The sequence below is a fragment of the Amycolatopsis sp. lyj-108 genome (assembly GCF_046549005.1).
Lineage (GTDB): Bacteria > Actinomycetota > Actinomycetes > Mycobacteriales > Pseudonocardiaceae > Amycolatopsis.
Genome location: NZ_JAJPWQ010000002.1, coordinates 281206 through 296428 on the forward strand (window position 1 = coordinate 281206; position 15223 = coordinate 296428).

The window sequence follows — 15223 nt, forward strand, 5'->3', positions numbered from 1 at the left end:
GGGCCCAGTGGGCGAAGGCTTCCTTCGTCGCATCGCACGCGGTGAAGGGAGCCTTCGCCTCACTGCTGCCTCCGCCCACTCACGACACGCGGGCACCCACGGTCCCCGAACCCTGACGAAAGTCGAGGCGTCCGCCTGACCTTCGTGCGCTGCCTCGCGCCGCCCGTACCAGCGACGATCCAGCCATGAACGGTAAAACCGGCCGATGGATCGGTGGAGTGGCACTGATTCTCGCCCCGCTCGTCTGGTTCGCGGGCCTGTTGCTGCGCCATCTGGTGCTCAAGGACTTCACGCCGGAGCAAGTCGCGTGGTTCGACCAGCAGCCCTTCGCCGCGCCCGGTCAGCTGGCCGCGTACGCCGCGAACCCCGGCTTCGTGACGGCCGCGTACTCGGTCTTCCTGCTCGGAGCGGTCCTTCTGCTGCCGGCTTTCCTGATGCTGGCGAGGATCGTCGCGGCGAAGGCACCGGCACTGGCGGTCTGGGGATTCCTGCTGCTCGCGTTCGGTTTGTTCGCGCGGGTCTACTTCGCCGGCGTCGAGCTGACGTCCTTCGAGCTCGTCGACAAGCTCGGCCTGGACCAGGCGACGAAGCTGGTGATGGACGACTACGTCGACCTGTCCTACGGGTTGTGGCGGATCCCGGTCACCGCGTCGGTCGGCCAATACGCCGGCGGGCTGCTGCTGGCCATCGGGGCGTTCCGGGCAGGCACCTTCGGCGCCGGGCGGGCGCTGCTGTTCCTGTGGCCGTGCACGCTCTGGATGGGGGTGCTCAAGGAAAGCGAGCTCCTGAGCGCCGTCACCGCGGTGGCCCTCGCCCTGGCGCTCGTCCCGCTCGGGGTCCGCGTGCTGGCCGACTCTCAGGTGGGGGAGACGAGTCCCGCTTCGTAGGCGAGCACGATCGCCTGTGCCCGGTCCCGTAATCCGAGTTTCGCGAGTATCCGGCCCACATACGTCTTGATGGTCTGCGCCGAGAGCACCAGATCCGCGGCGATCTCCGGATTGGACCGCCCTTTCGCGATCAACCGCAGCACTTCCCGCTCACGTTCGGTGAGTACGTCGAACCTCGCCGGGGACGGCCGCGGAACCGGTGCGCTCGCCACGAAGTTCGCGATGAGCCGCTTCGTGACGGCGGGGGAGAGCAGCGCGTCACCGGCGGCGACCACTTCGATGGCGTTGATCAGTTCGGCCGACGGCGCGTCCTTCAACAGGAACCCGCTCGCGCCCGCCCGCAGCGCCTCGTAGACGTAGTCGTCCAGGTGGAACGTCGTCAGGACGAGCACCTTCGGCTTCTCGCCGTCGCCTTCGAGCAGCCGCCTGGTCGCTTCGAGACCGTCCATCACCGGCATCCGGATGTCCATCAGGACGACGTCCGGTGGCGTGCCCAAGGCGGAGAGGCCCGCGAGCGCCGCGATCCCGTCGCCTGCTTGGCCCACCACGTCCAGACCCGGTTGCGCGTTCAGCAGGCCGGCGAAGCTCTCCCGCACCAAGGCCTGGTCGTCGACGATGAAAACGGTCGTCACGCTTCGCCCACCCCCGGGAGATCCAGCTTGACGGCCACGCGGAAACCGCCGTCGGCCCGCGGCCCGGCCTCGTGGGAACCGCCGATCAGGGTAACGCGTTCGGCGATCCCGGCGAGGCCGGTTCCGTCGTTCAAAGCAGGCCCAGCAGGCCGTGTGGGCGGCCCGTTTTCGACGAGGATCTTGAGTCCGTCGGGTTCTCGCCGCACCTCGACGTCCACTTTCGCCCCCGGGCTGTGCCGGGCCGCGTTGCTCAGCGCCTCCTGCAGGATCCGGTACGCGGCCAGTTCGACCAGGGCGGGTACGTCGTCGCGGGCGGAGATCTCCGCGCGGATCTCGATCCCGGACGCCCGGCAGCCGTCGATCAGCGACGGCACCTCCGCGAGCCCCGGCTGCGGTTCGTGCTCGGGCTCGGCCTCCGTGTCACGCAGCACGCCGACCAGCCGCCGGGCCTCGTCGAGCGCTTCCCTGGCCGCGACCCCGATGGCACGGAACTCCTCCTCCGCGGCCTCGGACACGTCCGGGACGCGGTAGCGCGCGCTGTCGGTCCGCAGCGCGATCAGCGAGAGGTGATGGCCGATGATGTCGTGCAGTTCCCTGGCGATCAACGCGCGTTCCTGCAACGTCGCCCGTTTCGCCCGCTCCTCGACCGTCGTGCGCTCGGCCGCGTCGGCCTGCTCCAGCGCCCGGCGGCGTTGCTGCATCCCGTATCCGGCCACGATGGTCGCGGTCACCACGATCAGCGACCACACCAGGGTCTTCGTGCCCGCGCGCGGTAGCTGCGCGATGCCGACCCCGACGGCCAGCGTCACGCCGATGATCGAAATCCCCCGGCCCTGCCCGGGTTTCGTGCGGGCGAGCGTCAGCGCGAGGACCGGGAGATACGGCAGGACCTGGATCTGCAACGGCCACTCCGACGCTGTCCGGCCGAACAGCGCGTAGTCGGCGGGGAAGAGGACCGCGATGATCGCGCTGACCATCCCGGCAGCCGCAACCCGGACGGCGGTCAGCGGGAACTTGACGACCAGTAGCGGCGGCACGATCTGCAGGATCAGCAGGAAGAAGATCAGCGGCACACTGCCGCCGCCGAGGTAACGCGCCCAAGTGCCGTAGGTCAGGCCCATCAGCACCGCGAGCGCGGATCCGGCGAGGACGGCCTTGATCCAGACCGGGACGCGCCACCAGGCCGAAGGCGGTTCGAGATCGGCGTCGCGTCCGGTGAGGAGCGCCCAGCCCAGGGAGCCGCCGTACGTGTCCATGGTTCGACGCTAACGACGCCGCGGACCGGGCACATCCCCTCGTGGGGGACACCGGGAGTCCCCCACGGGGTGACGCGGACTGCTCGCCCGGGCGGGATGTGCCGGACGGTGGCTCGCGGTCAGGCTCGGTTCATGAACGACATCAGAGGGCTGATCCGGCTGTCCGCGTTCGCTTGGCTGGCCGCGGGCCTGGTCATCGCGGTCTACGTGGAGATCGTCAACGCCGGCGCGGTCGATCCGCTCGCCACCACCTTCAGCGAGTACGTCCACGTCGGACAGGGCGCGCGGCTCGTCGGGGTCGCCATGCTGGCCACCGGTTTCGGCGCGCTGACCGTCGCGGGCGGCGTCCGGCTGTCCGGGGCGGTGTGGGCGGCCAGGCTCGTCGCCTTGTTCGGCGTCGGGCTGTGCGTGCTCGCGGTGTTCCCGCAGGAGCCGATGGACCAGCCGCTGACCTGGCACGGCGCGATCCACCGGTATGTCGCGCTCGCCTCTTTCGCCGCGTTGCCGCTGGCAGGGCTGGTCCTCGGCGCGGCCCGGCGGCTGTCCTACGCCACGTTGGCCGCCCTGGTGGTCTTCGTTGCGACGTTCCTGGTCGACGCCCGTGCGGTGAGCGGACTGACCGAACGGATCCTGCTGATCCTCGAACTCGCGCTGCTGGTCGCCTTCCTCCGCGGAGGTGGCTTTGTGATGCAACCTCGTGCAACTCTTTCTTTCGCGGCCTCGACGTCGTTTCCTTGTAGGGACTTGGCGCGGCAGCGGAGGACATGTGGGCGAAGCGGTTGCGGGGATCGTGGCGAACCCCGCTTCGGAGCGTGATATCCAGAGCCTGCGTTCGGCACTGAGAGTGGCCGGGGTCGGCCGCGTGATGGTGTGGACCGAGGCGGGGAAGATCATCGGTACCGTCCGCCGGATGGTGGACGCGGGCGCGAGCGTGGTCATCTGCCTCGGCAACGAGGGCATGATGCGGGCCGCCGCGGCCGCCTGCGGCGACGTGCCGCTGCTCATGCTGCCCGCCGGGAGCACCGACGAGTCCACCGTCGCCGGGCTCGCCGCCGGCCTGCTGGCCACCCATCAGGTGGACGCGGACCTGGTCACGAACCGCGCGACCGTGCTCGAGGTGGTGACGAAGGCCCGCCGCGAGATCGCGCTGACCGACGTCAGCGTGTGCTCGGAGAGCCGGTGGGATCCCGCGTCGCTGACCGAGCTGTACTGCACGTTCGCCGTCCCGGACGGGGTCGGGCTGTCGAGTATCCCCGGGCGGCTGTGCCCCAGTCCCAAGTCCACTGTGGACGGTGTCGCGGTCTCGCTCGGGCCGGTCGACGAGACGCCGTACGTCGTGCAGGCGCCGATCGCGCCCGGCGAGGTCCGCGCGGTGGGCGTCCGGGGCTGGAGCGTGCTGTACGCCGGGGTCCGCGTCGACCTCGCCGCCGCCGGCGGCTCCATTGCGCTCGACGGCCAACCGCATTTCGTGCTGAAGCCGGGAGAGAGCGCTTTCGTCGAGCTGAAGCCCGACGGCCCATGGTGCGTCGACGTCCGCGCCGTGATGGCCGAGGCCACCAGGACCGGCCTGCTCCTCGGCCGGAAGCCGACCGGGTCCTTTCCCGCGACCCACCTGGTGGACGCCCCCTTCAGCGGGTAAGCCGGCCCAGATCACAGAAGCCTTCCGCACGCCGGGGCCGCCGGGCACACTGGTCGAAACGGACCAAAGGAGTGGGCCAGGTGCGGCTGGAGGCGGCTTTGCCGGTCGGCGCGGATCCGCGCCGTCACGCGCGCGCCCTCGCCGAAGTGCACGAGGCCGCCCTCTCCGGTCGCGCGCTCCCGAGCCATCCGCGCGCGGTCATCGGCGCGTCCTGGCAGCGGATGCGCCGGCTCGGCCTGGACCCGGACCGCGGCGCGCCGGTTCCCGCGCTCACCATGGAACAGCTGGAAGCCCGCCGTCGCGAGAGCGGTCTCGCCGCCGTCCTGCCCGCCCTGCGCGGCGGCCTGATCAGCCTCGCCGAACAGGCCGCGCACATCATGGTCGTCGTCGACGCGGACGGCCGCGTCCTCTGGCGTGACGGCAGCACGGCGGTCCGCCGTCGTGCCGACGGGCTCGGCCTCGTCGACGGCGTCGACTGGCGTGAGAACGCCGTCGGCACCAACGCCATGGGAACCGCGCTGGTGGTCCGGCATCCGGTGCAGGTCTACTCGGCCGAGCACTACGTCCGTAGCCAGCACGACTGGACCTGCGCCGCCGCGCCGCTGCACGATCCGAGGGACGGCAGGCTGCTCGGCGTCGTCGACCTTTCCGGCCCGGCCTCCACCGTGCATCCGACCACCCTCGCACTGGTCGACACGGTCGCGAAACTCGCCGAAGCGCAGCTGCGCACCACCCATCTGTCGGAGCTCGAACGGCTGCGCGGGCTGGCGTCACCCTTGCTCGCCAAGGTGAAGGGCAGGGCGGTGATCGCCGACCCGCACGGCTGGATCGCGGCTTCGGCGGGCCTCGTCCCGGTCGGCCGGATCGCGCTGCCGAACGACGCGACCGCGGGCCGGACCTGGCTGCCCACCTACGGGAACTGCCTGCTGGAGCCGCTGCCGGGCGGGTGGCTCGTCCGGCTCACCGAGGAGGAGGACGTGCCGCCGACGCGGGTCGTGCTCGATCTGAGGTCGGCACGCGAGAGCACGCTGCGCGTCTCGGGCGAGGCCGGCACATGGTCGCATCGGCTGAGTCCGCGGCACGCGGAGATGCTGTACGTCCTCGCGCGTCATCGCGAGGGGAGGTCGGCGTCGGAACTGTCGCGCGACCTGTTCGGCGACGCGGGCCGCACCGTCACCGTCCGCGCCGAGATGTCCCGGATGCGGCGGCATTTCGGCGGGATCCTGCTGGGCAGGCCGTACCGTTTCGCGGACGACGTCGAGGTGCTCGTCGAGCGGCCCGCAGATGGCGAGGTCCTCCCGTATTCCGTCGCGCCCGCCGTCCGCGCCTGAACCCCCACCCCAGGATCAACCCGGCGATGGTCACGGTCCACCCCGCTGCGTGCCTGCTGGGATTCCTCGCCTATCGGCTGATCCTGGTCGGATCACGCGTTCGCCAAGACCGGTGTGCGCAATCGTGCGCTACGGACTGGAAAAAAGGTCTCTGAGATCACGTGCAGATGACACACGCCGGTGTCACTGGCTGCGCTGATCCCGACTCGGATACCTTCTTTGCGGGTAGAACCAATGGGGAGGATCGGCGATGACGAGCACTGTGACCCGGCCGGGGCCGCCGGGGAGCCCCGCGCCGCCCCCTGCGCCGGAGGGCCGCAGCGGGATCGCCGGGCTGCTCGAACTGCCGGGGAACGGGATCCGCGCGGTCATCCGGTCCGCGGCGACCACGCCGGGCAGGCTGTCGGTGATCGCGATCGGCCTCGTGCTGCTGTCGCTGGTCGCGGGACTGTTCGGCACGCTGGCCGCGCAGGACAAGAAGGACACGATCAACGGCCTGATCGACCACCGCGAACCGCTGGCCGCCGCCGCGCAGCAGGTCTATCGCGCGCTTTCGGACGCCGACGCGACAGCGGCCAGTTCGTTCCTCTCGATCGGCACCGAGCCGCTCCCGATGCGCCAGCGGTACGAACGCGACATCGCGGAAGCCGGGGCGGCACTGGCGAAGGCGGCATCGGACTCCTCCGGCGTCGACGAAGCCGCCGAGCAGATCAACACCCTCGGCCGCGAGATCCCCGTCTACACAGGACTGATCGAGACCGCGCGTGTCTACAACCGGCAGGGTTATCCCGTCGGTGCCTCGTATCTGCGGGAGGCATCCGAGCTGATGCGGGCGAAAATCCTTCCCGCCGCACAGGATCTGTACCGCATCGACACCGACCGGCTCGCCGCCGAACAAGACGACGCGACCGGATTCCCTTGGCTGGCAACGGCTTTGGTGCTCGCACTGCTCGCCGCTCTGATCGTCACGCAGGTGCATCTGACGCGGAAGACCAACCGGCTGCTGAACGTCGGCCTCGTCGTCGCGACCGCGTCGGTGGTGGTCGCCCTGCTGTGGGGCGCGGTGGCGCTGATCGTGCAGAGCAGCCTCGTCGGCAGCGGCGAGGAAGACGGCTCGCACCAGGTGGACGTCCTCGTGCGCGCCCGTATCGCGGCGCTGCAGGCGCGAGCCGACGAGACGCTGACCCTCGTCGCCCGCGGCGACGGCGCGGCGTACGAAAAGGACTTCGGTGACCTCGCCGCGCAACTCGGCGGCACCGACGGGCAAGGTGGCCTGCTGGGCGAGGCACGCGGTCTCGCGGCGGGCGGCGCGGCCGCGGAGAAGGTGGACGCGGCGATCCAAGCGGCGTCGGCGTGGTTCAAGGCGCATGCCGAGGTGCGGCGCCAGGACGACGACGGCTTTTACCAGGACGCCGTCGGCACGGCCACCCGCGACGACAAGAAGGACGGCGCGGCCGGGGCGTTCCTGCGGCTCGACGAGAACCTGGTGGCCGCGATCAACGTGGGACGACAGGAATTCCTCGACGACACCCGCGGCGCCGAACGCGCGCTGACCCTGCTCCCGCCGGGGATCGCGGTGCTGGCGTTGCTCGCGGCGGCGGGATCCGCGTTGGGAATCCGTGAACGGCTGAGGGAGTACCGGTGATACGGAACGGTCTGCGAGGGGCCGTGCTCGGCGCGGTCCTCGTACTGGCGACGGCTTGCGGCAGCGCGGGGGCGCCGGTCGACCCGGCGCCCGTCGGCGACGTCGCGCCGCCGTTGCCCGCGAACGTCGGCGGTGCCGACAACGCCGGCGGTGGCGGGACGACCGACACGAGCTGCAACCCGTTGGCCAGCCTGCGGCCGACCAACGGCACGTCGATCACCAGCGGCTCGACGATGGCGAAGATCAAGGAGAACGGCAAACTCGTCGCGGGCGTCGACCAGACGACGTTCCTGTTCGGTTTCCGGAATCCGACGTCGGGCCAGCTCGAAGGCTTCGACATCGACATGGTCAACGAGATCGCGAAGGCCATCTTCGGCAGCGCGGAAGGCCGCGTGCAGTTCCGGGCGATCCCGTCGAAACTGCGGGAAGAAGTGCTCGAGAAGAAGCAGGTCGACATCGTGGTGCGGACCTACAGCATCACCTGCAGCCGGCTGAAGAAGGTCAACTTCTCGACCGCGTATTACCAGGCGGGGCAACGGATCCTGGTCGAATCCGGCTCGAAGGTCACCCAGCTTTCGGACCTCGGCGGACGGCGCGTGTGCGCGACCAAGACGTCGACCTCGCTGACGAAGATCGCGTCGGATCCCGCGAAGCCGGTGCCGGTCTCGGTGGACAACTGGTCCGACTGCCTGGTGATGCTGCAGCAGAAGCAGGTCGAGGCCGTGTCCACGGACGACGTCATCCTCGCCGGGATGCTCGCGCAGGACCCGACGCTGAAGATCGTGGGGAACCGGTTCACCGAGGAGAACTACGGCATCGGTGTCCCGAAGGAGAACGAGGACATGGTGAAGTACGTGAACGCCGTGCTGGAGAACGTGCGCGGTGGCGCGTGGCAGTCGATCTACGCGAAATGGATCGGGAACAAACTCGAAGGCGGGACGCCGCCCGCGGCGGTGTACAAGTGAGAACGGGCCGTTCGGGATTCGCTCCCGAACGGCCCGCTTCTTCTTACGGGGCCTTGTCGCCGATCACCGGCGGCACCGGCTTCATCTCGCCTTCGTAACCGCCGAACAAGACGTCGGCGTCTTCCTCCTGCAGGTAGTTCGGGGCCTTCTTTTCCTTGTCCTCTTCCTTCTGCCCCCTGCCACCGGGAGCGCCCGCGCCCATCGCGCCCGGCCCGCCGCTCTTGCCGGCGGCGGCCGCACCTCCGCGCGTGACGCGCTCCTCCGGCAGCTTGCCCGCCCCGGACCCGCCGCCCTTGCCCGCGAGCTTTTCGGCGTCACCGGCCGAAACCTTGCCGCCCGCGAGCCGCTCGGCGACATTGCCCGACCCGCCGTTGCGCCCGAACCCGCCGCCCCCACCGCCACCGGTCAACCGGCTCGCCGCACTGCCACCGGGCCCACTCGGCGTCCGGCCGGGCTTCCCGCGATACTGCTCACTGCCCAGCCGCCCGAGACCGGTCGGCCCAGGCCCGTTCATCGCGGCCAGCCCCGGCGTCGGCCCCGGCCGGAACGACCCCTGCGACCCACCGAACGGCTGATTCGGCCCGGACACCCCGGTATGCCCGCCGCCCGTGGTGATCCCCGGCCCCGGCGTCGGCCCGCTCGGCCCACCACCCGGCCCCGGCATCCCAGGCCCAGGCCCGCTGTTGGGCCCCGGCCCACCGCTGCTGAAGCCCTTGGCCTCGGTGCCGCCGGAAAACCCGGACGCCGCCGTCGAATCACCCATCTCCGGCGGCGGAGCGAACGTGGGCTGCTTGGAATTGACGTCGAAGAGCGACTGGTCGTAGGTGTGCATCACCTGCGCGGCCTGCTGATGCGCCTGGAACGACTGCTCCTGCTTGGCCGAGATGTTGCTGACCGTGTCCACCGCACCCGCGTAATTCCCCGACGCGAGCTGGCCGAGGGCGTTCTTGTACTCGGTGTTGCGGTCGAAGGGAACCTCTTCGGGCATGGAGTTCTTCGCGGTGGTGGCCGCGGCCGCCGACTGGGAGAACCGGTTGGACGCGAGATACGCGCCGTCACCCGCGGTGTCGGCCCACTTGCTGACATTGGTGAAGAAGTCGGTGACCGACTTGGCACCGTCCCCCTGCCAGTGCTCGCCCTCTTTCCCGATCGCGTCACGGACAGCGTTGCTGAAGGTGTTCAGGGAGTTGCCCTGGTTGTTCCAGAGCTGCCCCTTCCGGTCGATGTCGTCGGCTTCGAGATTTTCCGTCACCATCTGTTTGAGGTTGCCATGTGGGACGGCTTCGTAACGCTGTTCGGACGGCGAGAGGCCGGTACGGAACTGTTGCCCCTGAGTCAGCGATGCGGCTTGCTCTGCGGAGTACTGGCCCGCCTGCTGTTCGGCAGTTAGTCTCGCGGTGAGGGAGTTGCCGCCGGGACCGGTATTGACCTCGTTGTAGGTGTCCGAATAACGCTTGGCCTCGTACGTCCGGCCGGGGTTACCCATTGCCGAAAACTTGCTGTCGAAGTCGTCTTGCCCGACGTTGACCATGGTCTCTCTCGTTCCGTAGTCAGTTGCCTCTAGGCAGTTTCGGTTCAGCGGCTTCTGCGATCTCCCGCGAGAGCGCGCAGGCTTCTTCGTTCGTACCCTCGTTCAGGCCGGTAGAAGCCGTCAGGCGGGAGCCTTGGGTAACCGCGATCGCCACAGTGCAGGACTGAGTGCCGGCGTCACCAGGGATTTCGACGGCATCTCGGCCACCGATCTTCGTCGGGTTCTTGGTCCCTTGACCCGCGGACAGCTGATCGATTCCCGCCTCCGCTACGAGATAGAGCCGTGCCGATCCGTAACGCCTCTTGCGCGTCGCGCAGCCGTTGTCACTCTCGGCTTGCTCGACTGTCGGAGGGTCAAAGCCCTTTGCGGAGGTCGTCGGTTCCAAGAGGTCGCAGGCTTTGAGGTCACCGAAAACGTTCCCTGAGGTGGAACCGGAGGATGACGAGCTCGGATTCGTGGATGGACTCGGCGCCGGCGTCGCCACACCCGAGCGCTCAGGTGAACAACCGACTGTCGCGAGAAGTAGCGTCGCAGCCAAGGCGATGAAACGTTTCTTGATGACCATCAAATGTCTCGTCAGTCCTCGTGAAGTTGCTTGAACTGGTCGGCGCCCACCGTGTCTTGCTCGCGGTATTTCTTCTTCGCGGTCTCGATGGCTTGTTTGGCGCGGTTCAGAACGTCGCGCAAGGCGTCCAGCTGTGTCTTGGCGGACAGCTCGTCGCCGTCTGCGACGAGGACGGCATGGTCGCCGACTTGCTGTGCGTAGGGGCTGTTCCCCAACTTCGGTTTTTCGGCGAGCCGCTGAAATTCCGGTTGGTTGAAAGTCCAGTCGTCGAGGTAGTCGTCGATGGCGGTCTTCAACGCCTCCCCGGCCTCTTCGCTGACCTTGAAGCGCCCCTCCTTCGCCGCCGTCACCATCGCGTCGGCCTGCGCCGAGAAGTCGCCCAGGATGTCCGAGAAGTTGCCCGGCGGTCCGCCCGTTCCGTCAGTCATGGTCTCTCCCCTGCACCAAGCCCCGGTTACTCGTTGCGCTCGCCAGATCACGATATCAGCGGAATCACGAGTGTCGAGGCGGTCGTGGATCCATCGTGCCAGGTGGCAACGCGTCGTCAGACAGACTTGTGATGCTCGTTTCCTTCGCTGTGACCTGGACACCGCTGTTGAAGATGTCGAGTCGTCCCTCTTCGGGGGTCAGTTCCCTCGAGGTAGTTCCGGCTCGGCGGCTGTTGCGATCTCCCTTGAGAGTGCGCAGGCTTCCTCGTTGGTTCCCTTGTTCAGTGAGGTCGAGGCCGTCATCCGGGATCCCTTTGTCACGGCGATCGCCACGGTGCACGCTTGCTTCCCCGCATCGCCGGGAATTTCGACCGCTTCTCGGCTGCCGACCCTCGCGGGAATCTTGCTCCCCTGCCCCGGTGACAGCTGGTCGATGCCTGCCTCCGGAACAAGATAGATGCTCACGGAGCCGAACCCATGCTTCTGTGAGGCGCAGCCGTTGTCACTTTCGTAGGTCTCCACAACCGGTGCGTCGAACCCCTTTGGAGTGGTCGTTGGCTCCAAGAGGTCGCAGGCCTTCAGACCTTCGAATACGTCGGTGGGAGTCGCCGAGGCAGACGAGGTTTCCCTCTGCGGAGGAACCGGTGTGGCGTTGCCGGGTCTCTCTGAGGAACAGCCTGAAAGTACGAGGGTCAGTGCGATCGGCAACGCGACGAAACTCGTGAGCCGTGACTTCGTGATCATGTCGGCTCTTCCGGCGAGGATCACGCGCTGCCGACGCGGGCGGCTTCGACCAGGTCGTGGACCCATCGTGCCAGGTGGGAGCCGCTCGTCGGGGTGAACGTGCGGCGGACTTCGCCGTCGGGGAAGCGGTCGGTGGTGAGCATGAAGCGGCCTTGGACGCTGTCGAACCACTGGACGCTCTTCTGCTGCGGTTTGCCCCGGTCGTCGCGCAGGGTGAGGCTGATCGTGCCCAGTCGCGCGAGCGGGTGTTCGAAGAAGCGGCCGGCGGCGCCGAGGCGGAGGTTGTTCGGGTCCTCGTCGAACGGGTCGTCCGGTCGTTTGGACGGCGGGAGGGTGCTGGACGTCGTCACCCGTCCGGGGAACGGCTGGAGTGACGGCAGGTAACCGAGCAGGGTCGCGACGACCTGTTCGGGGTAGACCGGCTCGAAGAGGATGTCGAATCCGCGTTGCTGGCTCACGACGCCGAGACCGCTGTTCCAAGCGCCCCGGTAGAGGTATTCGGCGTCCTGCTCGACTTCGTGTGCCTCCATGGTGACGACAAAGTCCCCGGTGGCCCAGAGCCGGAGTGTCTGTTCGTGGTCGCGCAGGAGTTCGCGGTCGCGGGCGAAGCCTCGATCGGCCAGCTCGGTCCAGATTTCTTCGCAGTGCCGCTCGCGTTCCGTGAAGGTGGTTCCGACGGTCGGGATTTCGTAGGGCAGCACGAATCTGCCGAGCCCGAGTTCTTCGAGTACGACGTCGAGCTGGGCCATCGACATCGAAAATGACGCAGGCACCGGTCCCTCCCCCTCATCACCTGCTGAATCGGTTCTCTCTCGCACCGTAGCGGGTTCGACCCGGCGCGGGCACGACCTGCCTGCTCACGTCTAGGATCAGAGACGACGCTGTCGCGGGGATTTCGGGAGGTACCAGTGTCGGAAGAGCCGCGCCGTCCTCGGCACGCAGCGCCGGACGACGCCACGCCGGATCGCGAGGCGGAGTCCGCCTCCTGGACGCCGCCGGCGCCGGTCCGCTGGGAAACGCCCGAACCGTCCATTTCCGGCAGGCTCGATCTCAACGAGCCTCCGCGGCCGAAGCGGCAGCCCGAGCCGGAGAAGGACGCCGAGCGCACGATCTATCACGCGCCGGTCCAGCGTCCGCAGACTCCGCCGCGCGGCCAGCAGCGGCCGATCCCCGGCGCCGAGGATCCGACGCGTCCGCCGGGTGACATGGCCCCGGTGAGCCCGCAGACCCAGGTCGTCCGCCCGGCGTGGCAGGCGCCCGCTGACGCGCCGCAGCCGACCAGCGTGCTCTCCTCGCCGACGCCGGAGACGCAGAGCATCATGCCGCCGACGCCGCGCGTCGACAACGGTCCGGGGCCGCTGCCGGATCCGGGTACGGAAAGCGTCCTCCCCGAACGGTCCAGCGAAAGCCGGGGGACCGGCACCGGCACCGGATCGGGCAGCCGGGGCACCGGAACCGGCACGGGAACGGGCACGGGTTCGTTCCCCGGCACCGCGCGCCGGACGTCGTCCCGCACCTCGCGCCGCGGCCGTCTCGGCGCCGGGCTCGTCGACGTCCCGCAGGTGCCGTATCGCGACCCGGCGTCCGCGGTCCTCGAGAACCCGATGGTGTCGGAGGAGAAACGCTTCTGCGGCAACTGCAGTGCCAAGGTCGGCCGCGGCAAGGACGGTGAACCCGGTTCACCAGAGGGCAACTGCGAGAAGTGCGGGAACCCGTTCTCCTTCGTACCGAAGCTGCGGCCGAACGAGATCGTCGGCGGCCAGTACGAGGTGCTCGGCGCGCTCGCGTACGGCGGGCTCGGCTGGATCTACCTCGCGCAGGACCACAACGTCAGCGACCGCTGGGTGGTGCTCAAGGGCCTCATCGACACCGGTGACGCCACCGCGATGGCGGCCGCCGCGAACGAGCAGCGGTTCCTCGCCGAGGTCGAGCATCCCAACATCGTCAAGATCCACAACTTCGTGCAGCATCCGGACGGCGACACCGGCAACTCGGTCGGGTACATCGTCATGGAGTACGTCGGCGGCCAGTCGCTGCGCCAGCTCGCGCTCGCGCACCACCGCGAGACGAAGCGCCCGGAGCCGCTGCCGATCGGGCAGGTGATCGCCTACGGGCTGGAGATCCTGCCCGCCATGGGCTACCTGCACAGCCAGAACCTGCTGTACTGCGACCTCAAGCCCGACAACGTCATCCAGACGCACGAGCAGCTCAAGCTGATCGACCTCGGCGCGGTCCGCCGCGTCGACGACTACGAGAGCCCGCTGTTCTTCACCACCGGCTACAGCGCGCCCGAACTGGCGACCCACGGCGCTTCGGTGGCGTCGGATCTGTACACGGTCGGCCGCACGCTCGCCGTCCTCAGCTTCGAGTTCTCGGGCTACACCAGCAAGTACAAGACGACCTTGCCCGGCCCGGACGTCGTCCCGTTGTTCGCGCTTTTCGTTTCGTACTACCGCTTCCTGAAGCGTGCCACGCATTCCGACCCGGACCGCCGGTTCATCGCGGCCGAGGAGATGGCCGACCAGCTGACCGGTGTGCTCCGCGAGATCATGGCGCTGGGCACGGGGAAACCGCGTCCTGGTGCTTCGACCGTGTTCGGCCCGGAGACCCGCACCTTCGGCGTCGACATGGTCGTTCCGGAGCACGGCGGGAGCGTGCCGCTGCCGGATCCGGGCGAGGTGGTCTCGGGGCTGCCGATCCCGCAGGTCGACACGGACGACCCGGCGGCGGGCGTGCTCGCCTCGACGGTCGCCCTGGATCCCAAGGGCGCGATCGAGTCGCTGGCCGGGGCGCCGCGTGAGTCGATCGAGGTCCGGTTGCGCATCGTCCGGGCCCGCATCGAGCTCGGTGAGCTGGTCGAGGCGCAGCGGCAGTTGCAGGCCGCGCAGTATCTCGCGATCAAGGCCGGTTTCCCGCACGACTGGCGGATCGACTGGTACCGCGGCCTGATCGAGCTCGCCGGCGGGCGGTCCCGCGTCGCGCACGTCGCGTTCGAAGCGGTGTACGACGACCTTCCGGGCGAGATCGCGCCGAAGCTGGCCTTGGCCGTCAGCGCGGAAGGGGTCGGGGACTACTTCGGCGCCGCGCGCTACTACGAGCTGGTGTGGCGAACGGACCGGTCATACGTCAGCGCCGCCTTCGGCCTCGCTCGCGTGTACCTCGCGCAGGGCGCCAGGGCCAGCGCGATCGAGGTGCTCGAGGCCGTCCCGGCGTCCTCGTCCCACTACGTCGCCGCGCAGGTGGCCGCGATCAAGATCAAAACCAGGATCAACGGCGGCGGCAAGGACCCGGTGATGGTGTCCGAGCGGGATCTCGTCGACGCCTCGACGCGCCTGGAGCGGTTGCAGCTCGACGCCGAACGCCGCACGCGTTTGTCGGCGGAGGTCCTCGAGGCGGCGCACGGCTGGCTCAACTCACAGAACCAGCCGACGCCGGGCGCGAAGGTGCTGGGCTGCGCGCTGGACGAACGAGACCTGCGGTTCGGGCTCGAGCGCTGCTACCGGACGTTGGCGCGGCTGGCCGGAACGGTCGACCAGCGTGTCGAACTCGTCGACAAGGCCAACGCGATCCGGCCGCGCACCCTCACCTAGCCCCGCAATT

Annotated in this window: 14 protein-coding genes; 7 read left to right on the forward strand and 7 right to left on the reverse strand. The window is 69.0% G+C overall.

The features are described 5' to 3' along the window. The first annotated feature begins 185 nt into the window (after positions 1–185). Entirely contained in the window at positions 186–887 is a 702-nt protein-coding gene (locus ACLJO0_RS07535; protein ID WP_410577176.1) for a hypothetical protein, read from the forward strand. Here ACLJO0_RS07535 and ACLJO0_RS07540 read toward each other — a convergent pair. After that, positions 857–1519, reverse strand: coding sequence for a response regulator (locus tag ACLJO0_RS07540; protein ID WP_410577177.1), 663 nt, complete (start codon positions 1517–1519; stop codon positions 857–859). The genes ACLJO0_RS07535 and ACLJO0_RS07540 overlap by 31 nt on opposite strands. Continuing rightward, positions 1516–2775: a sensor histidine kinase gene (locus tag ACLJO0_RS07545; protein WP_410577178.1), complete on the reverse strand. Its 1260-nt coding sequence runs from the start codon at positions 2773–2775 to the stop codon at positions 1516–1518. Before ACLJO0_RS07545 ends, ACLJO0_RS07540 begins: the two co-directional genes overlap by 4 nt. Positions 2776–2907: 132 nt before the next feature. Between ACLJO0_RS07545 and ACLJO0_RS07550 the strand changes: the two genes are divergently transcribed. The 5 genes from ACLJO0_RS07550 (at position 2908) to ACLJO0_RS07570 (ending at position 8355) form a co-directional block, all read left to right on the forward strand. Next, positions 2908–3591 carry a DUF998 domain-containing protein gene (locus ACLJO0_RS07550; protein WP_410577179.1) on the forward strand — a complete coding sequence of 228 codons (684 nt, stop codon included), beginning with the start codon at positions 2908–2910 and terminating at the stop codon, positions 3589–3591. Further along, positions 3542–4414: an ATP-NAD kinase gene (locus ACLJO0_RS07555; RefSeq protein WP_410577180.1), complete on the forward strand. Its 873-nt coding sequence runs from the start codon at positions 3542–3544 to the stop codon at positions 4412–4414. Before ACLJO0_RS07550 ends, ACLJO0_RS07555 begins: the two co-directional genes overlap by 50 nt. A gap of 71 nt (positions 4415–4485) precedes the next feature. Continuing rightward, positions 4486–5745, forward strand: coding sequence for a GAF domain-containing protein (locus tag ACLJO0_RS07560; RefSeq protein ID WP_410577181.1), 1260 nt, complete (start codon positions 4486–4488; stop codon positions 5743–5745). Positions 5746–5995: 250 nt separating this feature from the next. Beyond that, positions 5996–7390 (forward strand): hypothetical protein, encoded by a 1395-nt coding sequence (locus tag ACLJO0_RS07565; protein ID WP_125790311.1) that lies wholly within the window; start codon positions 5996–5998, stop codon positions 7388–7390. After that, positions 7390–8355 (forward strand): glutamate ABC transporter substrate-binding protein, encoded by a 966-nt coding sequence (locus tag ACLJO0_RS07570; protein WP_410578195.1) that lies wholly within the window; start codon positions 7390–7392, stop codon positions 8353–8355. Before ACLJO0_RS07565 ends, ACLJO0_RS07570 begins: the two co-directional genes overlap by 1 nt. A 43-nt stretch (positions 8356–8398) precedes the next feature. Here ACLJO0_RS07570 and ACLJO0_RS07575 read toward each other — a convergent pair whose 3' ends face one another. The 5 genes from ACLJO0_RS07575 to ACLJO0_RS07595 form a co-directional block, all read right to left on the reverse strand. Beyond that, positions 8399–9841 carry a hypothetical protein gene (locus ACLJO0_RS07575; protein WP_410577182.1) on the reverse strand — a complete coding sequence of 481 codons (1443 nt, stop codon included), beginning with the start codon at positions 9839–9841 and terminating at the stop codon, positions 8399–8401. Between the two features lie 64 nt (positions 9842–9905). After that, positions 9906–10451 carry a DUF3558 family protein gene (locus ACLJO0_RS07580; protein WP_410577183.1) on the reverse strand — a complete coding sequence of 182 codons (546 nt, stop codon included), beginning with the start codon at positions 10449–10451 and terminating at the stop codon, positions 9906–9908. 11 nt (positions 10452–10462) lie between these two features. Further along, positions 10463–10879 (reverse strand): hypothetical protein, encoded by a 417-nt coding sequence (locus ACLJO0_RS07585; protein ID WP_410577184.1) that lies wholly within the window; start codon positions 10877–10879, stop codon positions 10463–10465. A 198-nt stretch (positions 10880–11077) separates the two neighbouring features. Further along, positions 11078–11623 (reverse strand): DUF3558 family protein, encoded by a 546-nt coding sequence (locus ACLJO0_RS07590; RefSeq protein ID WP_410577185.1) that lies wholly within the window; start codon positions 11621–11623, stop codon positions 11078–11080. Positions 11624–11643: 20 nt separating this feature from the next. Beyond that, complete coding sequence (locus ACLJO0_RS07595) at positions 11644–12396, reverse strand: ESX secretion-associated protein EspG (RefSeq protein ID WP_410577186.1); 753 nt, start codon at positions 12394–12396, stop codon at positions 11644–11646. Positions 12397–12531: 135 nt separating this feature from the next. Here ACLJO0_RS07595 and ACLJO0_RS07600 point away from each other — a divergent pair, with 135 nt between their 5' ends. Then, a complete protein-coding gene (locus ACLJO0_RS07600; protein ID WP_410577187.1) occupies positions 12532–15213 on the forward strand; it encodes a tetratricopeptide repeat protein in 2682 nt (893 codons plus the stop codon). Positions 15214–15223 lie beyond the last annotated feature (10 nt).